General features: G+C 64.7%; 19 protein-coding genes. 15 read left to right on the top strand and 4 right to left on the bottom strand.

The features are described from left to right. Nucleotides 1-315: 315 nt before the first annotated feature. On the top strand, nt 316-1,176 hold the full coding sequence (locus CH286_RS21850) for a tRNA (adenine-N1)-methyltransferase (protein ID WP_032403681.1): 861 nt from the start codon (nt 316-318) through the stop codon (nt 1,174-1,176). 39 nt (nt 1,177-1,215) lie between these two features. Here the strand turns inward: CH286_RS21850 and CH286_RS21845 are convergent, their stop codons facing one another. Further along, nucleotides 1,216-1,701 (bottom strand): hypothetical protein, encoded by a 486-nt coding sequence (locus tag CH286_RS21845; protein WP_032403682.1) that lies wholly within the window; start codon nt 1,699-1,701, stop codon nt 1,216-1,218. Nucleotides 1,702-1,885: 184 nt separating this feature from the next. On the opposite strand from CH286_RS21845, the gene arc reads away from it, so the two are divergent. The 5 genes from arc to prcA all read left to right on the top strand — a co-directional run bounded on the left by arc (nt 1,886) and on the right by prcA (nt 7,338). Then, on the top strand, nt 1,886-3,649 hold the full coding sequence (gene arc / locus CH286_RS21840; protein WP_032403683.1) for a proteasome ATPase: 1,764 nt from the start codon (nt 1,886-1,888) through the stop codon (nt 3,647-3,649). Between the two features lie 80 nt (nt 3,650-3,729). After that, complete coding sequence (gene dop, locus CH286_RS21835; RefSeq protein ID WP_032403417.1) at nt 3,730-5,229, top strand: depupylase/deamidase Dop; 1,500 nt, start codon at nt 3,730-3,732, stop codon at nt 5,227-5,229. Nucleotides 5,230-5,423: 194 nt separating this feature from the next. Then, entirely contained in the window at nt 5,424-5,618 is a 195-nt protein-coding gene (locus tag CH286_RS21830) for a ubiquitin-like protein Pup (RefSeq protein WP_008716348.1), read from the top strand. Further along, nucleotides 5,615-6,556, top strand: coding sequence for a proteasome subunit beta (gene prcB, locus CH286_RS21825; protein ID WP_094610363.1), 942 nt, complete (start codon nt 5,615-5,617; stop codon nt 6,554-6,556). The genes CH286_RS21830 and prcB overlap by 4 nt, the downstream gene beginning before the upstream one ends. Next, entirely contained in the window at nt 6,553-7,338 is a 786-nt protein-coding gene (gene prcA / locus CH286_RS21820) for a proteasome subunit alpha (RefSeq protein ID WP_032403419.1), read from the top strand. Before prcB ends, prcA begins: the two co-directional genes overlap by 4 nt. A gap of 35 nt (nt 7,339-7,373) precedes the next feature. Here prcA and CH286_RS21815 read toward each other — a convergent pair whose 3' ends face one another. After that, nucleotides 7,374-8,843 carry a bifunctional phosphatase PAP2/diacylglycerol kinase family protein gene (locus CH286_RS21815; protein WP_094610427.1) on the bottom strand — a complete coding sequence of 490 codons (1,470 nt, stop codon included), beginning with the start codon at nt 8,841-8,843 and terminating at the stop codon, nt 7,374-7,376. Between the two features lie 98 nt (nt 8,844-8,941). On the opposite strand from CH286_RS21815, the gene pafA reads away from it, so the two are divergent. The 7 genes from pafA to CH286_RS21780 all read left to right on the top strand — a co-directional run bounded on the left by pafA (nt 8,942) and on the right by CH286_RS21780 (nt 17,797). Then, on the top strand, nt 8,942-10,300 hold the full coding sequence (gene pafA, locus CH286_RS21810) for a Pup--protein ligase (RefSeq protein WP_170944814.1): 1,359 nt from the start codon (nt 8,942-8,944) through the stop codon (nt 10,298-10,300). 94 nt (nt 10,301-10,394) lie between these two features. Next, a complete protein-coding gene (locus CH286_RS21805) occupies nt 10,395-11,387 on the top strand; it encodes a helix-turn-helix transcriptional regulator (protein WP_032403420.1) in 993 nt (330 codons plus the stop codon). After that, on the top strand, nt 11,384-12,379 hold the full coding sequence (locus tag CH286_RS21800; RefSeq protein WP_032403421.1) for a helix-turn-helix transcriptional regulator: 996 nt from the start codon (nt 11,384-11,386) through the stop codon (nt 12,377-12,379). The genes CH286_RS21805 and CH286_RS21800 overlap by 4 nt, the downstream gene beginning before the upstream one ends. An 85-nt stretch (nt 12,380-12,464) precedes the next feature. After that, a complete protein-coding gene (tatA, locus tag CH286_RS21795; protein ID WP_032377888.1) occupies nt 12,465-12,731 on the top strand; it encodes a Sec-independent protein translocase subunit TatA in 267 nt (88 codons plus the stop codon). Nucleotides 12,732-12,841: 110 nt separating this feature from the next. Then, on the top strand, nt 12,842-13,813 hold the full coding sequence (gene tatC / locus CH286_RS21790) for a twin-arginine translocase subunit TatC (protein WP_032377889.1): 972 nt from the start codon (nt 12,842-12,844) through the stop codon (nt 13,811-13,813). A 27-nt stretch (nt 13,814-13,840) separates the two neighbouring features. Then, nucleotides 13,841-16,615, top strand: a complete 2,775-nt coding sequence (locus CH286_RS21785) for a DEAD/DEAH box helicase (protein WP_052058382.1) — start codon at nt 13,841-13,843, stop codon at nt 16,613-16,615. A gap of 141 nt (nt 16,616-16,756) precedes the next feature. After that, nucleotides 16,757-17,797, top strand: coding sequence for a DUF4333 domain-containing protein (locus CH286_RS21780; RefSeq protein WP_080737256.1), 1,041 nt, complete (start codon nt 16,757-16,759; stop codon nt 17,795-17,797). Between the two features lie 18 nt (nt 17,798-17,815). On the opposite strand, the gene CH286_RS21775 is transcribed toward CH286_RS21780, so the two are convergent. After that, nucleotides 17,816-18,793, bottom strand: coding sequence for a 5'-3' exonuclease (locus CH286_RS21775; RefSeq protein WP_094610426.1), 978 nt, complete (start codon nt 18,791-18,793; stop codon nt 17,816-17,818). Nucleotides 18,794-18,820: 27 nt separating this feature from the next. Between CH286_RS21775 and CH286_RS21770 the strand changes: the two genes are divergently transcribed. Continuing rightward, nucleotides 18,821-19,963, top strand: a complete 1,143-nt coding sequence (locus CH286_RS21770; RefSeq protein ID WP_094610362.1) for a M24 family metallopeptidase — start codon at nt 18,821-18,823, stop codon at nt 19,961-19,963. Beyond that, complete coding sequence (locus tag CH286_RS21765) at nt 19,960-20,550, top strand: nucleotidyltransferase family protein (protein ID WP_255182739.1); 591 nt, start codon at nt 19,960-19,962, stop codon at nt 20,548-20,550. The genes CH286_RS21770 and CH286_RS21765 overlap by 4 nt, the downstream gene beginning before the upstream one ends. A gap of 19 nt (nt 20,551-20,569) precedes the next feature. Here the strand turns inward: CH286_RS21765 and CH286_RS21760 are convergent, their stop codons facing one another. Beyond that, nucleotides 20,570-20,983, bottom strand: coding sequence for a TIGR03618 family F420-dependent PPOX class oxidoreductase (locus CH286_RS21760; protein ID WP_094610424.1), 414 nt, complete (start codon nt 20,981-20,983; stop codon nt 20,570-20,572).

Here is a 20,983-nt window from a genome sequence, read left to right as displayed (position 1 = left end):
GTAGAGGCAAGTCGATGGGTGCCGACACGGAAATACTCACGACTGCGAGACTATGCCGCTGGTCCGACAACTTCGGTCAAGGCCGTAGTCTGGCACGTCGAGTCGTCCCCGACGCCTGCCCGCTCCGGTAGATCGTCGAACCGAACAACGAAAGCAGGTTCCGCTGTGTCCACCGGTGATTCCGCGTCCGCGTCGACCGACGGGCCCGAGGTCGACGCGCTCGTCGATGTCCCGGTTCCGAGTGCGGACGATGTGGTCACCGCCACGGTCGACGAGATCGAACCCGACCAGGTCCCGACTGCGGACGAGAACTCCATCGCACCGGTTCCGACCGGACCCGCCCGCAGTGGGCCGTTCCGCGTCGGAGATCGAGTGCAGCTCACCGACGGCAAGGGCAGGCACTACACGGTGGTGCTCGAGGCAGGCAAGGAATTCCACACCCACCGAGGCGGAATCACTCACGACAAGTTGCTGGGTGCCGACGAGGGCAGCGTCGTGACCTCCGTCAACGGCACCCCGTACCTTGCGCTTCGGCCGCTGTTGACCGACTACGTGTTGTCGATGCCGCGCGGCGCGCAGGTCATCTACCCCAAGGATGCAGCGCAGATCGTCCACGAGGGCGACATGTTCCCCGGAGCCCGCGTTCTGGAGGCCGGTGCCGGATCGGGCGCTCTGACGTGCTCGCTGCTGCGTGCGGTGGGTACGGAAGGAACGGTCATCTCCTACGAGATCCGCCAGGACCATGCCGACTACGCGATCAAGAACGTCGAGACGTTCTTCGGCGAGCGGCCGTCCAACTGGCACCTGACGGTGGCCGACGTGGATCAGTTCGGTGTCGATCGACCGGGGGAGCAGGTGGATCGGGTGGTTCTCGACATGCTGGCTCCCTGGGACGCACTGCCTGCCGTATCGAAGGCTCTCGTTCCGGGCGGAGTGCTGTTGGTCTACGTCGCCACGGTGACGCAGCTGTCCAAGGTCGTCGAAGCCCTACGCGCACAGGAATGCTGGACCGAACCCCGTTCGTGGGAGTCGATGGTCCGAGGTTGGCACGTCGTGGGACTGGCGGTTCGGCCCGAGCACCGTATGCAGGGGCACACGGCATTCCTCGTGAGCGTTCGACGCCTCGCCGAGGGCACCGTCACCCCCAAGCCGCAGCGTCGGTCCGGTAAGGGCTGACCGATCGCGGCGGTCTCGCTCGACTGGCGGGCCCGGACTTCAGGCGCAGGGTGCTTGCCCCATCGCAAGGATCTGGCAGGTGCTGGCGTCGGAGAGCTTCCACTTGCCGTCGATCAGGACCCAGGTCTGCGGTGAGGGCGCTGCCGTCCCTCGTGGGGTGGCGATCGCCACGTCGGCCGTGGACGTCTCGCCCTCGACGGTCGGCTCGGCAACCTCGAACGTGATCGTGCCGTAGTTCGCCAGCGCGGCGGTCATGGTGTCGAGGTTCGTCAGACGCGCCTGACCGTTCTCGACCGCGGCCGCTTTGGTTGCCGCGTCGACGTCCGGTGCCACCAGCTGCAGCAGCGAGGATTCGAGTTCATCGGAGGTCGGTGCCGCAACAGCAGGCACGTCGGTCGTCGTGCCGACAGAATCTGCGGCCGACGTCGAATTGTGATCGGCGTGATCGGATTCATCTGCGGTGCTGCACCCGGCCACCGACATCACCGCCGCCGTGAGTGCGACGCTGGCGGAGAATATGCGCATCTTCACTGGTGAAGCCCCTGTTTCCGTAGTCCGTCCACCGTTTGGTCAGGTGAGGCTAACATGACCCCGGCCTCGGTTGGTGTGCAGTCGAGGCATGCAGCAGGCACGCCCGATCGTGGTGTCGGTCCGCACATTCGGGCCGGTGCCGGTAGCGTTGATAGATCGTCACTGGGAGGAGTCGCTCATGAGCTCAACAGACAATCCGGATGTGGCCGCGGCCAGAGCCGAACTGGACGCCGTGCGAGCCGAAGCCGCTTCACTGCGCCGTCAACTGGGGGAGTCCCCCGAACAGGTACGCGAGCTCGAAGGCCGTGTCGATTCGCTCTCGCTCCGCAACACCAAGCTGATGGACACCCTCAAAGAGGCCAGACAACAGCTCATCGCGCTTCGCGAGGAGGTCGACCGACTCGGCCAGCCGCCGAGCGGTTACGGCGTTCTGCTGAGTGTGTTCGACGACGGAACCGTCGATGTGTTCACGTCCGGCCGAAAGATGCGCCTCACGTGCTCGCCCAACATCGAAGCCGACTCGCTTGCGCCGGGCCAGACGGTGCGGCTGAACGAGGCGTTGACCATCGTCGAGGCCTGCACCTTCGACCAGGTCGGTGAGATCAGCACTCTGCGTGAGCTTCTCGGCGACGGATCGAGGGCTCTCGTCGTCGGTCACGCCGACGAGGAGCGCGTCGTGTGGCTGGCAAAGCCGCTGATCGACATGGTCAACGACGACGGCCCCATCGACCCGGACGAACCGTCCCGCAAACTCCGTCCCGGCGATTCGCTCCTGGTCGACACCAAGGCCGGCTACGCCTTCGAGCGTGTCCCCAAAGCCGAGGTGGAGGACTTGGTCCTCGAAGAGGTTCCGGACGTGGGATACGAGGACATCGGTGGTCTCGGTCGACAGATCGAGCAGATTCGCGACGCCGTCGAACTCCCGTTCCTGCACAAGGATCTGTTTCGCGAGTACTCCCTGCGTCCACCCAAGGGTGTACTGCTCTACGGCCCTCCCGGGTGCGGAAAGACGTTGATCGCCAAGGCGGTTGCCAACTCGTTGGCCAAGAAGATCGCCGAGGCCCGCGGGCAGGACGCCAAGGAAGCGAAGTCGTTCTTCCTCAACATCAAGGGTCCCGAACTGCTCAACAAGTTCGTCGGCGAGACCGAGCGTCACATTCGCATGATCTTCCAGCGCGCACGGGAGAAGGCGTCCGAGGGCACCCCGGTCATCGTGTTCTTCGACGAGATGGACTCGATCTTCCGCACCCGCGGTTCGGGTGTCTCGTCCGATGTCGAGACGACGGTCGTTCCGCAGCTGCTCGCCGAGATCGACGGTGTGGAGGGGCTCGAGAACGTCATCGTGATCGGTGCCTCCAACCGAGAGGACATGATCGACCCCGCGATCCTGCGGCCCGGTCGCCTGGACGTGAAGATCAAGATCGAGCGTCCCGACGCCGAATCGGCACAGGACATCTTCTCCAAGTACCTCACCGACTCGCTGCCGGTCAATGCCGACGATGTCGCCGAGTTCGGTGGTGACCGCGCGGCCTGCATCCGAGGGATGATCGACCGGGTCGTCGAGCGCATGTACGCCGAGAGCGACGACAACCGTTTCCTCGAGGTGACATATGCCAACGGCGACAAGGAAGTTCTGTACTTCAAGGACTTCAACTCCGGTGCCATGATTCAGAACATCGTGGACCGCGCGAAGAAGTACGCCATCAAGTCGGTTCTCGAAACCGGCAACGCCGGTTTGAGGATCCAGCACCTCTTCGACTCCATCGTCGACGAGTTCGCCGAGAACGAAGATCTGCCGAACACCACGAATCCCGACGACTGGGCGCGAATTTCCGGTAAGAAGGGCGAGCGGATCGTCTACATCCGCACGTTGGTCACCGGTAAGAATGCCAGCGCGAGCCGGGCAATCGACACCGAGGCCAACACCGGCCAGTACCTGTAGATCCTGCACAGAACAACATCGGGGCGCGTCCGCACAGGGCGCGCCCCGTTCTGTGTCTGCGTGCCGTCTAGGCTCGACTCATGCAGCGCATCATCGGTATCGAGGTCGAGTACGGCATTTCTTCGCCCACCGAACCCACCGCCAATCCGATCTTGACGTCCACCCAGGCAGTGTTGGCCTACGCGGCCGCTGCAGGGGTACCGCGGGCCAAGCGCACACGATGGGATTACGAAGTCGAGTCGCCGCTACGTGACGCCCGTGGCTTCGACCTCGGACGCTTCAGCGGCCCTGCACCGGTCATCGATGCCGACGAGATCGGCGCGGCCAACATGATTCTCACCAACGGTGCCCGTCTGTACGTCGACCATGCTCACCCCGAATACTCGGCCCCGGAAGTACGGGATCCGTTGGACGCTGTGATCTGGGACAAGGCCGGGGAGCGCGTCATGGAGGCCGCCGCTCGCCACGCCTCCAGCGTGCCAGGAGCCCCGCGGTTGCAGCTGTACAAGAACAACGTCGACGGCAAGGGCGCGTCGTACGGCACTCACGAGAACTACTTGATGTCGCGCGAGACGCCGTTCTCGGCCGTCATCGCCGGTCTGTCGCCGTTCTTCGCATCGCGGCAGGTGATCACGGGATCGGGACGCGTCGGAATCGGCCAGTCCGGCGACGAGGCCGGGTTCCAGCTCTCTCAGCGAGCCGACTACATCGAGGTGGAGGTCGGCCTCGAGACCACACTCAAGCGCGGCATCATCAACACGCGCGACGAACCGCACGCGGATGCGGACAAGTATCGCCGCCTGCATTGCATCATCGGCGACGCGAACCTCGCGGAGATGTCGACCTACCTCAAGGTGGGCACCACCGCGCTGGTACTCGACCTCATCGAAGCCGGAGTGGATCTGTCCGATCTCCAGCTCGCCCGACCGGTGACCGCCGTCCACCAGATCAGCCACGATCCGACTCTACGCAAGGCAGTGGCTCTCGCGGACGGGCGCGAGCTGACCGGGCTTGCGCTCCAGCGCATCTACCACCAGCGGGCCGCGAAATTCGTGGCCGCCGAGGGGAGCGACGACGCGCGGGCCCTGGACGTGCTCGACAAGTGGGCCATGGTGCTCGACCTCCTCGAACGCGATCCGATGGAATGCGCCCACCTGCTGGACTGGCCCGCGAAGCTGCGTCTGCTGGAGGGTTTCCGCCAGCGCGAGGGCCTGGGCTGGTCGGCGCCGCGCCTTCATCTGGTGGACCTGCAGTACTCCGACGTTCGGCTCGACAAAGGCCTGTACAACCGGCTGGTTGCTCGTGGGTCGATGGATCGACTGGTCACGGAGCAGCAGGTACTCGATGCCGTCGGCAACCCGCCGGAGGATACGAGGGCCTACTTCCGCGGCGAGTGCCTCCGCAAATTCGGGGCCGATATCGCTGCGGCGAGCTGGGATTCCGTCATCTTCGACCTGGGTGGCGACTCACTGGTACGCATCCCGACACTCGAACCGCTGCGCGGTACCAAATCGCACGTCGGTGCGCTGCTCGAGTCTGTCGACAGTGCCGCCGAGCTCGTCGATCAGCTCACCAACTGAGAACCCGGCAACGCAGTCCGACTATTCGATGGTGTCTCGACGACCCGCGCGGCCGGTCTGTCGGTAGGGTAAAGGTCCGTGCACTTTCGGCGGAACGTTCGGTTGCACTTGCACATCCACAACGGTGCATCTCGGATGAATCGATGAACGTGCAGTAGATGTGTTCTCTCGATACACGGAGGAGGTCGGCGACTATGGCACAGGAGCAGACACGGCGCTCTGGCGGCGGCGACGACGATGAGGTCCCAGGCGACACCGGAGCCGGTGGGCAGGAGCGGCGCGAGAAGCTGGCCGAGGAGACCGACGACCTCTTGGACGAGATCGACGACGTCCTCGAGGAGAACGCCGAGGACTTCGTTCGTGCCTACGTGCAGAAGGGCGGCCAGTGACGGTGGATCGTTCGGACCCACGGTCGGCCGGTGACGGCATGACGATCCCGCTCGGATCGAGCAGTTCGTCGTTCTCCGACTACCTCCGTCAGCACGCCCCCCATCTGTTGCCCGAGAGCGGTCTGGCCGCAGACCTGGCGTCCCACGCTGCCAACGGCACCTCCGACAAGTCCGGCATCGCTCCGCACGGGACGACGATCGTCGCCCTCACCTACGCGGGTGGGGTCCTGATCGCTGGTGATCGGCGCGCCACTCAAGGCAATCTGATCGCCAACCGTGACATGCAGAAGGTCTACGTCACCGACGAGTACTCCGCTGCGGGCATTGCCGGAACCGCAGGCATCGCGATCGAGCTCGTACGGCTCTTCGCGGTCGAACTGGAGCACTACGAGAAGATCGAAGGGGTTCCACTCACCTTCAATGGCAAGGCCAACAAGCTGTCGTCGATGGTGCGGAGCAACCTCGGTGCCGCAATGCAAGGATTGGCCGCCGTCCCGTTGCTGGTCGGGTTCGACATCGACATCTCGGACCCGGACAGTGCCGGGCGCATCGTGTCCTACGACGTGGTCGGCGGGCGCTACGAGGAGCGCTCGGGCTATCACGCGGTGGGGTCGGGATCACTGTTCGCCAAGTCGGCACTCAAGAAGCTCTATCGCCCCGGAATGACCGAGGACGAAGCGCTTCGCGCAGCGGTCGAATCGCTGTACGACGCCGCCGACGACGACTCCGCCACAGGCGGACCTGACGTCACCCGAGGGATCTATCCGACGGCAGTGGCAATCACGAGCGTCGGCGCAGACGACGTTGCACACGACCGCGTGTCGGCCGCAGCGCATTCCGTTCTCGCGGAGCGGACCGAGAGTGCCGCGCACACCGGCGGTGCCGAGCATCACACCCGGTCCGGTCAGCAAGTGAGCGAAGGGGGTAGCGCACCATGACAATGCCGTACTACGCATCAGCCGAGCAGATCATGCGCGATCGTTCGGAATTGGCGCGCAAGGGAATCGGCCGTGGCCGGAGCGTCATCGCACTGACCTACGCGGACGGCGTGCTGTTCGTGGCCGAGAATCGCTCGACGGCGCTGCACAAGGTGAGCGAACTGTACGACCGGATCGGCTTCGCGGCCGTGGGGAAGTACAACGAGTTCGAGAATCTCCGGAAAGCCGGTATTCAGCATGCCGACATCAAGGGGTACACCTACGACCGCCGGGATGTGACCGGCAGGTCGCTCGCCAAGACTTACGCACAGGCGCTCGGCACGATTTTCACGGAGCAGCTCAAGCCTTACGAAGTGGAAATCTGTGTCGCGGAGGTCTCGCATCAGGACGAGCCGATCGCAACGCAGCTCTACCGCATCACCTACGACGGGTCCATCGTCGACGAACAGGATTTCGTCGTCATGGGCGGAACGACCGAGCCCATCGTCGCAGCGTTGAAGGACACCTACCGTCCCGGACTCGATCTGGCCGATGCGGTGCGCGTTGCGGTGGATGCACTCACCGCGGGACCCGCGGTACCGCCCGCTGCAGGCGGTGAGCCCGAGAAGAAGGTTCTCGAGGTATCCGCGCTCGAAGTGGCTGTACTGGACCAAGGTCGGCCTCGGCGCGCGTTCCGACGCATCGCAGGAGCTGCGTTGGAGGACATGTTGCCGGCTTCGGCACCAGCCGTACAGGCCACCACCGACACGGTCGACGGTGTGCCCGAGGTGGGTCCCTCGTAGCTGGTTCGCAGATCGCACCCAGACGGCCTCGTGCCCTACCGCTTCCGGTAGAGCGCGAGGCCGTTCTTGTCACTGGTGAACTCGAACCACGTTCCGTCGCCCACCACTTCGCCGTCGGCGGCGAGTGCAACGGGAGCGCCTTCCACCTCCACCGTCAGCTGCTTCACTGCTCGGCGAACGTAGGCCGGTGAGGAGCCCAGGGTGCCCGTCACCGTCGCCCACAGCAATCTGGTTCGCGACGCCTTGGGTTCGGAGGGAAGGAAACGAACGTCCAGGGTGCCGGTGTGAATGCTGCTGCGCGACATGGGAACTTGGTCGGTCGGCACGTAGTTGCCGTTGCCGACGAAGAGCATCCACACCGAATGCCCGGTGCCGTCGAGTTCGATGTTCAGCGGCTCCGCGGCGGCCAGTACCCTCGTCATCGCAACGGCTGCCGCAGGCCATTTGCCGATTCGGCTCTGGAGCTTCTGACGTAACCGCACCGAGTCGGGATATCCGCCGAAGGTAGCGGTGTTGACGAACGACACGCTGCGGCCGTCGATGGCCACCTGGGCAATATCGACCAGTTCGGCCGTGCCCGCCTCGACGGCTGCTGCGGTGTCTTCGACGGCGGTCAGGCCGGTGTCACGGGCGAAGTGATTGAGAGTGCCACCGGGGAACGCGGCGAGAGGCAACCCGCTGCGCGCTGCCGACGCGGCGACGCTGACCACCGTTCCGTCGCCGCCGCAGACGCCGAGTGCCCGCGGCGACGTATCCCGAATTCGTTGTTCGAGTTGCTCGTTGAAATCAAGTTCCGGATCCGGAACGAACAGATCTGCCTCGGGAAGTGCGCGACGGATCGCCTCGGGCACCGACTCGGAGCCATCACCCGACCCTGGGTTGACGAGCACGAGCAGCCCCCGTCCCCCCTGAAGTGGCGGGACCTCGACCGGTGAGCCCAGATCGGCGGGCTTTTCCGAACGCACGGCCCACCATCGGCGGGTGGACAGCGCGATGGCCGAGCCGAGGGCGGCACCTGCGATGACGTCGGTGGGCCAGTGCACACCGACGTGGACACGCGAGTAGCAGACAGCGGCCGCAACGGGTGCCAGAACAATTCCTGCCAGCGGAGATTCGATGGCAACGGCCGTCACGAAAGCCGCGGCAGAAGCCGAGTGACCGGACGGAAAAGATGAGGACACCGGTGGAGCCAGTACCTGACGCAGCACGGGCACCGACTCCGAACCGGGACGAGTCCGTGGGAACAACGGCTTGAGCAGACCGTTGGCGCTGGCACTCGCGCCCGCGAGCGCCACGAGTCCACGAACACCCCCTCGGCGTGCAGGCCCACCAGCGGCAACGAGCACAGCAGCAACGCCGAGCCACAGACGACCGTGATCGGCCGCGTTACTCAGCGCGCGCAGGCCCGCATCCGCTCGGCTGGACCGTAACGCTGCACTTCGTGCCACCAGCGAGAGGTCCCACGCATGAACGGCCGTCGAAACAGAGGTACGCGTGGGTGTCATGACACCCAGCCTAGGCACGCGCGGCAGCATCTTCACGGACGGACGACATCGGGGCGCTCCGGCACATCGAATCGCAGGTTGCGTTGTAGTGTCGAAGTGTGCAGCGACGAATTATGGGCATCGAGACAGAGTTCGGTGTCACATGTACTTTCCACGGACATCGACGCCTCAGTCCGGACGAAGTGGCTCGCTACTTGTTCCGCCGGGTGGTCTCGTGGGGGCGAAGCTCGAATGTGTTCCTTCGCAACGGTGCCCGCCTGTACCTCGATGTCGGCTCGCACCCCGAGTACGCGACGGCCGAGTGCGACAGCCTGCTGCAGTTGGTCACCCACGACCGGGCGGGCGAGCGTGTTCTCGAGGATCTGCTGATCGACGCCGAGCAGCGCCTGGCCGAGGAAGGCATCGGCGGCGATATCTACCTGTTCAAGAACAACACCGACTCCGCCGGCAACTCGTACGGCTGCCACGAAAACTTCCTGGTACAGCGAGCGGGGGAGTTCTCTCGGATTTCGGACGTTCTGCTTCCCTTTCTGGTCACGCGTCAATTGATCTGCGGCGCAGGCAAGGTCCTGCAGACGCCGAAAGCGGCCACGTTCTGCCTGTCACAGCGTGCCGAGCACATCTGGGAAGGCGTCTCCTCTGCCACCACTCGGTCGCGGCCGATCATCAACACTCGCGACGAGCCCCACGCCGACGCCGAGAAGTACCGCAGGCTGCACGTGATCGTGGGCGATTCGAATATGGCCGAGACCTCGACGATGCTCAAGGTCGGAACGGCGGCCCTCGTCCTCGAAATGATCGAGGCAGGAGTATCTTTCCGAGACTTCGCTTTGGACAATCCGATTCGCGCCATCCGCGAGGTCAGCCACGATCTCACCGGACGGCGCCCGGTGAGGCTCGCGGGGGGACGGCAGGCCAGCGCCCTCGATATCCAGCGGGAGTACTACGCCCGGGCCGTCGAACACCTGAAGACGCGGGAGCCGAACACTCAGGTGGAGCAGGTGGTCGACCTCTGGGGGCGGACCCTCGATGCCATCGAGACGCAGGACTTCGCGAAGGTGGATACCGAGATCGACTGGGTCATCAAGCGCAAGCTGTTCCAGCGTTACCAGGATCGGTACTCGATGGAGCTCTCCGATCCCAAGATCGCTCAACTGGACCTGGCCTACCACGACATCAAACGCGGGCGTGGAGTGTTCGACCTGCTACAGCGCAAGGGCTTGGCCAAGCGAGTCACCGAGGACGAGCAGATCGACGAAGCGGTCGACCTCCCTCCGCAGACCACACGGGCCAAACTGCGAGGTGAGTTCATCACCGCCGCGCAGGAGGCGGGTCGCGACTTCACGGTCGATTGGGTGCACCTCAAGCTCAACGACCAGGCGCAGCGAACCGTGTTGTGCAAGGACCCGTTCCGTTCGGTCGACGAGCGTGTGGAGAGACTGATCGCGTCGATGTAAGCCCGGTGGATATACGGCAGCTCGGGTCGCTACCGCTCCGACGACTCGGGTCGCTACCGCTCCGGCACCAGTTGAGCAACTAGGCTCGACAGTCGTGGCCACCACCAAAGTCGAACGCCTGATGAATCTTGTCATCTGCCTGCTGTCGACGCGTCAGTTCCTCACCGCGGAGTGGATCCGTGACAGCGTGGCCGGATACGACGACTCGTCCAGCCACGAAGCTTTCAGTCGAATGTTCGAGCGGGACAAGAACGAACTCCGTGACCTCGGCGTTCCCTTGGAAACCGGAGCGGCAACCAGGTTCGGCGGCGTCGAGGGCTACCGCATCAATCGCGACGCGTACGAGCTGCCCGACATCGACCTCACCAGCGAGGAGTCGGCCGCTGTCGCTGTCGCCGTCAAACTCTGGGAATCACCCGAGCTCACGTCGGCGGCTCAGAGTGCGCTCCTCAAACTTCGCGCCGCGGGTATTCAGGTCGACCAGAACGAGTCCGCGGCGGCGGTGACCGCGGTTCCCGCACGGACCAGGGGCTCCGAACCTGCACTCGGTGCGCTGCTGGCCGCCATCGACGAGGGCAAATCGGTGCGGTTCGAGCACCGACCGTCGTTGACGGATCCGTTCACCACCAGAACCGTCCAGCCGTGGGGTGTCGTCACGTTCCGCGGCCGCTGGTACCTGGTGGGACACGACGTGGACCGAGACGACACCCGAACCTTCCGCCTCTCCCGCATCGGTGACGAGGTCAAATCGTTCGGCTCGCCGCAGAGTGTCCGCAAACCCGACGGTATCGACCTGCAGGACATCGTCCGTCGCGTCGCAGGGACGTCCTCGGTGTCGGGCACAGCACGAGTCTGGTTGCACGATGGCAGGGCACTGGAGCTACGACGGATGGGAACGATCGTGGGCGCGCAGAGTCTGGGCACCCGGAGCGGCACGGTCGTCGAGGTTCCAGTGCGGTCCTGGGATTGGATCTCGCGGTTGATCGCGGGCCACGGGGCTGATGCGGTGGTGCTCGAACCCGCGGAATTGCGGGCCGATGTGATCTCGACTCTTCAGACGGCAGCCGACGTGGAGACCGAGCGATGAGCGCGCGTCTGTCGGTCCGTTTGGCCAGGCTCCTCAACATGGTGCCGTTCTTCATGGCGAATCCGGGGTTGAGCGCCGAGGAGGCCGCACGCGAGCTGGGTGTGTCGACGGCAACGCTGATGGCCGATCTCAACCAACTCTGGATGTGCGGTCTACCCGGCTACGGCCCGGGTGACCTCATCGATCTCTCGTTCTCCGAGGAGAGCATCGACGTGACGTTCTCCGCGGGGATCGATCGTCCACTACGCCTGACGTCGACCGAGGCCACGGCCCTGTTGGTCGCGCTCCGATCGCTGACGTCGATGCCCGGTATGGTCGATCCGTCCGCCGCGCAGCGAGCGATCGCGAAGATCGAAACCGCGGCGGGCTCGGCGGCGGCCAACGTGCCACTCTCGTCCGATCACGACAGCGTCGGCACCGAAGAGGGGGCGGTCTCGAGCACCGTCCGGTCTGCTTTGCGGCACCGGCACGCACTCGACCTGACGTATTATTCTGCGTCGCGAGACGTCGTCACCGAACGAACTGTCGACCCGATCAGGACGGTCGTGGTCGACGACAACAGCTATCTGCAGGCGTGGTGCCGAGGAGCCGAGGGCGTTCGGCTTTTCCGGTTCGACCGCATCGACTCGGCTGTCGAACGGAACGAGCCCGCTGCACCGCCGGAGTCGGTTCAGGACGAGGACGCCTTCGAGATCTTCAACGACGACCCCTCGCTGTCGCAGGCGCGACTGAAGGTGTCGCCCACCTACACCTGGATTCTGGACTACTACCCGATGACACAGGTCGCAGCCGATTCCGACGGATCGATCGAGGTGACGATGCGATTTGCAACTCTGCAGTGGATGACCCGTCTGACACTCGGGTTCGGCGGCGGCGTCACGGTACTTTCACCTGAATCCTTGGTGAACTCCGTCCGCGAACGCGCACGTTCTGCGCTGGACGTGTACTCCGAGCTGGACTCGACCAGCGCAGACGGCACCGTCACGACATGAACGCAGGGCAAACCGCTGCTCGCCGCTGCTGAAGGTGTCACCCGTAGTCGGGTACGCTCGATTCATCTGATCTCAGGAGGTTCACATGGGATTCACCAGTCCCTGGCACTGGGCGATCGTTGCGGTGGTCGTCATCATTCTGTTCGGTTCCAAGAAGCTGCCCGACGCTGCTCGTGGACTCGGCCGCTCGTTGCGCATCTTCAAGAGCGAGGTGAAGGAGATGCAGAACGACGGCAAATCCGACACCGATACCACGACGGCACAGCAGCCGGCCGCGCCTGCTCAGCTGCCTCCGCCTGCGCCCGTTGCCCCTACGAACGTCGACGCACAGCACGACGCGAAGTCTGCCTGAGCGCAGACCGCTCAGCACACCTTCGGTGCCACGTGGGCACCGAAGGTTCACTGCTGTCGGTGACGGCCCGGCGCCGTCGGCCGACCGAAGAAGGCTGACCGTACAACACCATGCGCATTCCGTTCGATCCGCGGCGTAGCAAGCGCCGAGTCAATCCCGACGGCACGATGTCGTTGGTCGATCATCTGTACGAGCTGCGGACGCGGCTCCTGTGGTCGCTCGTTGCCGTCGCCGTCACCACGGCGTTCGGGTTCTTCTGGTACTCGCACACGATATTCGGCGTCGAAAGTCTCGGTGACCTTCTTCGAGGTCCGTACTGCACACTCGATCCGAACCTCCGCGCGAACTTGAGCAACGACGACCAATGTCGACTGCTCGCGACCGGACCGTTCGATCAGTTCCTGCTGCGATTCAAGGTCGCGTTCACCGCCGGGGTCGTGCTTGCCTGCCCCATCTGGCTCTATCAGATCTGGGCGTTCATCACGCCTGGCCTGTATGCCAACGAACGTCGATACGCCGTCTCCTTCGTCACCGGCGCGGCTGCACTGTTCGTCACCGGTGCCATCCTGGCGTACTTCGTGGTGGCCAAGGGGCTGCACTTCTTGCTGTCGATCGGCGACAACGTACAGATCACTGCACTGAGTGGCGATCAGTACTTCGGATTCTTGATCAACCTCCTCATCATCTTCGGTGTCAGCTTCGAGATTCCGCTGCTCGTGGTTGCTCTGAATTTCGTCGGCGTGCTGACCTACGAACGACTCAAGGCGTGGCGTCGCGGTCTGATCTTCGGTCTGTTCGTCTTCGCCGCCATCGCGACACCGGGGCAGGACCCGTTCTCGATGTTGGCGCTGGCGTTGGCGTTGACGGTCCTCTTCGAGATGGCAGTGCAGATTGCGCGAATTCACGACAAGCGTAAGTTGCGCAAGAGAAGAGACGAATGGGGTGATGTGTCAGATGACGAAGCAACACGTATCGAAGGCGCAAGTACGATCGAGTCCCCACACGCTGTCGCTCCGACACCGCCGCCCAGCGGATTCGGTGCTGCAACCCGAACCCAGTCACAGTACGACGACACCATCTGACCTCGGCCGATGCGTGGGGACCAGCGCATGACGGACACTACGACGGACGTCCATCCGAGTCCGAAGCCCACTGAGCTGCAACGTTTCTCGGCAGAGCTGGGTTTCCCGCTCGACCGGTTCCAGGTCGATGCGTGTACCGCGTTGGAGAACGGACACGGCGTCCTGGTCTGTGCCCCTACCGGTGCAGGCAAGACTGTGATCGGTGAGTTCGCCGTCCACCTGGCCCTCGCAGCCGGGCGAAAGTGCTTCTACACCACACCGATCAAGGCGCTCAGCAATCAGAAGTTCGCCGAGCTGACTGCACGGTACGGCCGCGACACGGTGGGCCTGCTCACCGGAGATTCGTCGATCAACCCCGATGCCCCCATCGTCATCATGACGACGGAGGTTCTGCGAAACATGCTCTACGCATCGTCGGACGCGCTTCGCGGACTCTCTCATGTCGTGATGGACGAGGTGCACTACCTGGCCGATCGCTTCCGGGGGGCAGTGTGGGAAGAGGTCATCCTGCACCTGTCCGACGATGTTCGCCTGGTGAGTCTGTCGGCCACGGTCAGCAACGCCGAGGAGTTCGGCGCGTGGATGAGCACGGTTCGCGGTGACACCACCGTCGTGGTGGACGAGAACCGACCGGTACCTCTCTCTCAGCACATCATGGTGGGACGCCGGTTGTTCGACTTGTTCGACACCAGGGCGCAGTCACCCGACGGCAGCCAGAAGGTCGTGGTCGACCGCGAACTCGTTCGGCACGTCAAGCAGCGCCAGTCTCTCGACTCGATGGACCGCTGGCACGCGCCGCACAGCCGAGGCCGGGGCGGTCGAGGGGGCGGAGGAGGCCGCGGTGGCGGTCAGGGCAGCGGGGCCAACAACCGGCCGCTTGCCCGACCCGATGTGATCGCCAAACTCGACGAAGAGGGTTTGCTCCCCGCGATCACGTTCATCTTCAGTCGCGCCGGGTGCGACGGTGCACTCACTCAATGCATGCGCTCGCGTCTGGTGTTGACGACGCCCGAGCAGGCGGAAGAAATTCGGTACATCGTCGAGAAGCACACCTCGGAACTTCCGCGGGAAGACCTGGAGGTTCTGGGCTTCTGGGAGTGGCGCGATGCACTCGAGCGTGGCTTCGCCGCCCATCACGCCGGTATGTTGCCGGTCTTTCGGCACACCGTGGAGGAATTGTTCGTCAAGGGCCTGGTCAGAGCGGTGTTCGCCACCGAGACGCTGGCGCTCGGCATCAACATGCCGGCCCGAACGGTGGTGCTGGAAAAGCTCGTCAAGTTCAACGGTGAAACGCATGCCGAGCTGACCCCGGGGGAGTACACCCAGTTGACCGGTCGAGCCGGGCGCCGCGGTATCGACGTCGAAGGCCATGCCGTCGTGCTGTGGCAGCCGGGCACCGAGCCGACCGAAGTCGCCGGGCTCGCGTCGACCCGTACTTTTCCGCTGCGCAGTTCGTTCGCGCCGGCGTACAACATGTCGATCAACCTGATCGAGCAGTTCGGTGCAGCCGATTCGCGTCTGCTGCTCGAGCGATCCTTCGCTCAGTTCCAGGCCGACCGCTCCGTCGTCGGCATGGTCCGGGGTATCGAGAAGAACATGCAGACGCTGGACGCGCTCGGTGCACGCCTCGGCGGACCCGACGGCGAATACTTCGAGTATGCGCGGCTGCGCGAACGACTCAAAGATCGCGAGAAGACCCTCGAACGCCAGAGCCGCTCCGATCGACGAGACAAGGCTGTCGATTCGCTGCGCGCCCTGCGCCGCGGCGATGTGATCTCGGTGCCGACCGGTCGCCGCAGCGGCCTTGCCGTCGTGCTGGAACCGGACGACGACCGGGCCGATCCGCGTCCGCTGGTGCTGACCGAGGACAAGTGGGCGGGTCGACTCTCCGCAGCGGACTTCCCCTCGCCGGCAACGTCACTGGGAACGATGCGGCTACCGCGGTTCGTCGACCATCGCACCGCGAGGACCCGGCGCGATCTCGCGGCAGCACTGGTCACGCGCGGAATATCGCAGCCGTCGGACCGCATCCGACGAAAGTCGACAGCAGCGGACGACAAGGAGCTGGCCACCCTTCGCCGAGCCATTCGATCGCATCCGGTGCACGCACGACCCGATCGTGACGAACTCGGTCGTACCGGTGAGCGCTACAACCGGCTTGCCCGCGAGACCGAAACGATGCGTCAGAAAGTATCGGCGACGACGAACTCTCTTGCTCGCACCTTCGACCGCATCCTGGCTCTACTCGCCGACCGCGGGTACGTGACGCCGGGTAAGGATCCCAAGGTCACCGACGACGGTGCCAGGTTGAGCCGGATCTACTCGGAGTCCGACCTGCTCGTGGCGGAATGCCTCCGCGGTGGTCTGTGGCAGGGCCTGTCACCTGCCGAGTTGGCAGCGGTCGTTTCGGCCGTCGTCTACGAGTCGAGGTCGGAGGGGGACATCACCCCGCACGGTCCGACGGGTCCCATTCGACATGCACTCACCGAGACGGTCCGGGTGTGGCACGAGCTTCGTTCGGACGAAGTTCGGCACAAGCTCCCGCCGACGAGAGAGCCCGACATGGGTTTCGTGAAGGCCATCTACAAGTGGGCGTCCGATCACTCGTTGGTCGACGCCCTCGTCACGGCCGGGGACAACGGCAAAGCTCTCTCGGGTGGAGACTTCGTGCGGTGGTGCCGACAGGTGATAGATCTGCTCGATCAGGTTCGGCTCGCGGCCCCGGAGCCGGAACTGTCGCGAACGGCGGCGCGCGCCGTCGCAGCCCTGCGCCGCGGCGTGGTCGCCGTCGACGCCGCGTGACAGGAGCGGTGTGATGGAGTGGCCCGGTAGAGATGAACCCGACGCAGTCGCAGCGAATCGGACTGCCGGGTCGGTACAGCGGGACGTCGTACAGTCGGGCTACTGTACCCCCGACGAATCCGAAATTTCAGTGGAGGCGAGATGAGCGGCCCATACGGTCCGACCGACCCCGACAACAGTTGGTCGCGCACACCCGACCAGCAGGACGGTGCCGCGAAAGATACTCCCGAATCTCCTGGTCATTCCGCAGGCTCCACTCCAGCGTCTCCTGGTCATTCCGCAGGCTCCACTCCTGCGTCTCCTGGTCATTCCGCAGGCTCCACTCCTGCACCGGATTCGCAGACCCCGACACCATCCGCATGGGGCCAGTACGGGCAACCGCCCGTAGCGCCGACCACTCCGTACGGAGAGTCCACGCCGGGCGCGTACGGGCAGAATTCACCGCAGCCGAGCGGTCAGTACCCACACGGCCAGTACCCACCGACCGGGTATCCGCAGGGCCAGTATCCGCAAGCGGGCTACCCCCAGGGCCAGTACCCGCAGGGCCAGTATCCACAGGGCGGTTATCCCCAGGGCCCGTACCCACAGGGGCAATACCCACAGGGGCAGTTTCCCGAAGGCCAGAATCCACCGGCCTCGGCGGGTCAGAATCCCACCGCGCAGTACCCGGCCGGCCAGCAGTACGGCGCGCCCTATCCCGGGACGGGCACACCGCCGTCGGGTGATCCGGCTTATCAGAATCCCTATGCCCCACAGCAATTCGGTGGTGGTCAGTACGGTCCCGGCCAGTACGGGCAGCAGCCGTGGAACCCGAATCAGCAGTATCCGAATCAGCAAGTACCCGGTCAGCAGGGCCCCCGGCCGGCCGGATCGCAGTCGAAGAAGCCATTGATCATCGTGGGTGTCGTCATTGCGGTCGTCGCGGTGATCGCATTGGTCTCGTTCTTGGCATTCGGCCGCTCGACCACGCTCGATACTGCGGCCGCCCAAGAGGGCGTCCGTAAGGTGGTCACCGAGTCCTACGGCGCGTCCGATGTCTCCGGGGTGTCGTGCCCCCAGAACATCGAGGTGAAGAAGGGCGCAAGCGTCGATTGCACCCTGACGGTCGACGGGGCGTTCAAGAAGGTGACGTTGACTTTCCTGGACGACGACGCCAACTACGAGGTCTCGCTACCAAAGTAGATCTGCTCGACCGTCGTGTCAGTTCTTCGACGCCGTGGCCGCCATCGCAGTGACGAGGCGGGCCACGGCGTTCTCCACTCCGAGGGTCTCGGCAAGTTCGTTCAGTGCGTCGACGTCGGCGGGCTCGGCCGGGATCTCGTCCGACTTCGACAAGACGACGTCGGCGTCGGTGACCACTCGGACGACGGGAAGGGCCGCATCGAGGTAGTCGCTCGCGTTGGCCAGCTTCGCCCGGATTCCCTTGGCCATGTCCGACGACGGATCGAGTGCCGCGTCACGCAATGCAGCGACCGACTCGTACTGGAGCATCAGGGTGGAGGCCGTCTTCTCCCCGATACCCTTCACTCCTGGCAGGCCGTCCGAGGCGTCGCCTCTGAGTAGTGCGAGCTCGGCGTAGGCCGCGCCTGCGCGGTGCAGAGGAACTCCGTAGCGTTCGGAAACCAATGCGGGGTCGAACAATTCGGCCTTGGCCAACCCTCGCCCCACGTACAACACCCGAACCTCGTTCGGTTCGTCCGCCGCGACCTGCAACAGATCTCTGTCCCCGCTGACCACGACCACCGGGTCCTGTCGCTCGCGCGCAGCCAAGGTGCCAAGCACGTCGTCTGCCTCCAGCCCCTCCGCGCCTGCGGTCGCAATACCCAGCGCGGCGAGAACGTCCATGATCATGTCCACCTGAGGAGTCAACGTCTCCGGAACCTCTTCGCTCTCGGCGACCTCCGGGGCAGCCTCGGCCACACGGTGCGCCTTGTAGGACGGCACGAGATCGACTCGGAACTGCGGCCGCCAGTCCAGATCGAGGCACACGGCCAGCCGACTGGGTTCGGTTCGTGCGATCAGCGCCGAGATCATGTCGAGAAAACCACGGACTGCGTTGACGGGTCGTCCGTCGGGGGCCGTAATCGACTCGGGCAGTGCGTAGTAGGCCCTGAACCACAGGCTCGCACCGTCGAGGAGCAGCAACGGCGACTTTCCGGGGGCGGTCATGGGGCTCATCTTGCCGTACGGCATTAGCCTGGAGGCATGAGTGTCGATTCTTCGGTCAGTTCCTCACGTTTCTCCAGTGACGTCTACGCGTCGCGGCTCGCGCGAGCCGCGCGTCTGACGTCGGATGCGGCATTGGATGCGCTGCTGATCACGCCGGGCCCGGATCTGCAGTATCTGATCGGCTCGAAGGCCAGTTCGTTCGAGCGTCTCATCGCCCTGGTCGTGCCGGCCGACGGCAGCACTCCCAGTATTGTCGTGCCGCGGCTCGAGCTGGCCGCGCTGGGCGATTCCGCGGCTGCGGATCTGTCGCTGAACCTCGTCGATTGGGTGGACGGCGTCGATCCGTACGCGCTGGTGGCTGCGGCGGTTCCGACCGGAACGAAGACTGCCGTCGCCGACGCGATGCCCGCACTGCACTTCGTGCCGCTGGCCGAGGTGTTCGGAACTGTGCCGGTGCTGGCCACGGATGTGCTCCGCGAACTTCGGATGGTCAAGGACGAGGCCGAGATCGACGCGTTACGGCGAGCCGGGTACGCCATCGATCGAGTGCACGCCCGTATGGGGGAATGGCTTCGCGTGGGCCGAACCGAAGCGCAGATCGCTGCAGACATTGCCACGGCCATCGTCGAAGAGGGGCACACTGCACCCGAATTCATCATCGTCGGGTCCGGCCCACACGGTGCCGATCCGCATCACGAGGTGTCCGATCGTGTCGTGGAGGCAGGCGACATCGTCGTGATCGACATCGGCGGGCCCGTTGCACCGGGATACAACTCCGACTCGACCCGCACCTACAGTCTCGGCGAGCCGACAGCGGAGATCGCGGGCCTCTACGCGGTGCTGGAGCGGGCGCAGCAAGCAGCTGTCGACGCGGTGGTGCCGGGGGTCACGGCGCAGTCCATCGATGCGGCTGCCCGCGACGTCCTGGTGGACGCCGGGCTGGGCGAGGCGTTTCTGCACCGCACCGGTCACGGAATCGGACTGTCTGTGCACGAGGAGCCATACATCGTTTCCGGCAACGACATCACCCTGACCGAGGGGATGGCGTTCAGCATCGAGCCGGGAATCTACTTCCGAGGACAGTGGGGTGCCCGTATCGAAGACATCGTCGTCGTTACCGCGGACGGGTGTGAATCGGTCAATCTTCGGCCCCACGGTCTGGCCGTCCTCCCGGTGTGACAACTGTGCGCGAGACCGAGTTCGTGTCGGTCGTAAGGGCCAATCCTGCTGTGGCCGAGATACTTCGACGTGCCCCGCAACTCGGGCTTCCCGGGTGGTACCTGACGGCGGGTGGCCTCTTCCAGACTGTCTGGAACCACCTGGCCGATCGAGATCCACAGGCGGGCATTCGTGACTACGACTTCTTCTACTTCGACGACTCCGATCTGTCCTACGGCGCCGAGAACGAGGTGATCGAGACCGCGGCCTCACTGTTCGCCGACCTCGGGGTGGACGTCGAAGTGCGCAACGAAGCACGCGTACATCTGTGGTACGAGAAGCACTTCGGCAGTCGGATCCCACCGTTCCACAGCACCGAGGACGCGATCGACCATTTCGTTTCCACCACGTGCTGTTTCGGAATCACCACCGATGCGGACGGTGGAGATGTCGTCTACGCGCCACACGGTTTCGAGGATCTGTTCGCGGGAATCGTGCGGCCCAATCCGCGCGTGCCGATGCAGCATGTGTACGAGGCCAAAGCCGCCCGCTGGACGACGGAATGGCCCGACTTGACCGTCCTACCCTGGCCGGCGGACCTCGCCTGACGCGGGAGCCGACTGCGCTTCAGCGGCTGAGTAGCGAACGACTCCCGAGTACCCGTCGCACCTGGATCTCGATGACCACTCGGGTCGGATTCTCCCGCGGAACGCGGTAGCGCTTGGCGTAACGGTTCTCGGCGTCGACGACGGAATCTCGATCGCTGCGGACCGAAGCCGGTCCCTCCATGGTCATCCAGCGGGCGCCGTCGATCTGAGTGACGGCGGCGTAGGCACCGCGGCCGGCGTTGATGGCCTTCTGTGACACGTCGTTGGTGATGACCCGCGCAATTCGAGCATCGGAGTCGTACGTGAAGCCGACTGCAACAACGTGCGGCGTCCCGTCCGGTCGAAGCGTCGTCAGTGTGGCGAGATGCCGCTCGGTGAGGAATTCGAGCGCGTCGTCGGTGAGGGCAGTCGCGTCTGCGGGGGTTGCGGCCAT

Source organism: Rhodococcus sp. WWJCD1 (genome assembly GCF_002258735.1).
Lineage (GTDB): Bacteria > Actinomycetota > Actinomycetes > Mycobacteriales > Mycobacteriaceae > Rhodococcoides.
Note: the sequence above shows the minus strand (reverse complement) of the source record. Positions and strands in the feature narration are given on the sequence as shown.

Excerpts from the sequence above, each read along its gene's own strand:
- CH286_RS21845 (WP_032403682.1), bottom strand. The coding sequence starts at position 1,701 with ATGCGCATATTCTCCGCCAGCGTCGCACTCACGGCGGCGGTGATGTCG.
- arc (WP_032403683.1), top strand. The coding sequence starts at position 1,886 with ATGAGCTCAACAGACAATCCGGATGTGGCCGCGGCCAGAGCCGAACTG.
- dop (WP_032403417.1), top strand. The coding sequence starts at position 3,730 with ATGCAGCGCATCATCGGTATCGAGGTCGAGTACGGCATTTCTTCGCCC.
- CH286_RS21830 (WP_008716348.1), top strand. The coding sequence starts at position 5,424 with ATGGCACAGGAGCAGACACGGCGCTCTGGCGGCGGCGACGACGATGAG.
- prcA (WP_032403419.1), top strand. The coding sequence starts at position 6,553 with ATGACAATGCCGTACTACGCATCAGCCGAGCAGATCATGCGCGATCGT.
- CH286_RS21815 (WP_094610427.1), bottom strand. The coding sequence starts at position 8,843 with ATGACACCCACGCGTACCTCTGTTTCGACGGCCGTTCATGCGTGGGAC.
- CH286_RS21800 (WP_032403421.1), top strand. The coding sequence starts at position 11,384 with ATGAGCGCGCGTCTGTCGGTCCGTTTGGCCAGGCTCCTCAACATGGTG.
- tatA (WP_032377888.1), top strand. The coding sequence starts at position 12,465 with ATGGGATTCACCAGTCCCTGGCACTGGGCGATCGTTGCGGTGGTCGTC.
- tatC (WP_032377889.1), top strand. The coding sequence starts at position 12,842 with ATGCGCATTCCGTTCGATCCGCGGCGTAGCAAGCGCCGAGTCAATCCC.
- CH286_RS21785 (WP_052058382.1), top strand. The coding sequence starts at position 13,841 with ATGACGGACACTACGACGGACGTCCATCCGAGTCCGAAGCCCACTGAG.
- CH286_RS21780 (WP_080737256.1), top strand. The coding sequence starts at position 16,757 with ATGAGCGGCCCATACGGTCCGACCGACCCCGACAACAGTTGGTCGCGC.
- CH286_RS21775 (WP_094610426.1), bottom strand. The coding sequence starts at position 18,793 with ATGAGCCCCATGACCGCCCCCGGAAAGTCGCCGTTGCTGCTCCTCGAC.
- CH286_RS21770 (WP_094610362.1), top strand. The coding sequence starts at position 18,821 with ATGAGTGTCGATTCTTCGGTCAGTTCCTCACGTTTCTCCAGTGACGTC.
- CH286_RS21760 (WP_094610424.1), bottom strand. The coding sequence starts at position 20,983 with ATGGCCGCAACCCCCGCAGACGCGACTGCCCTCACCGACGACGCGCTC.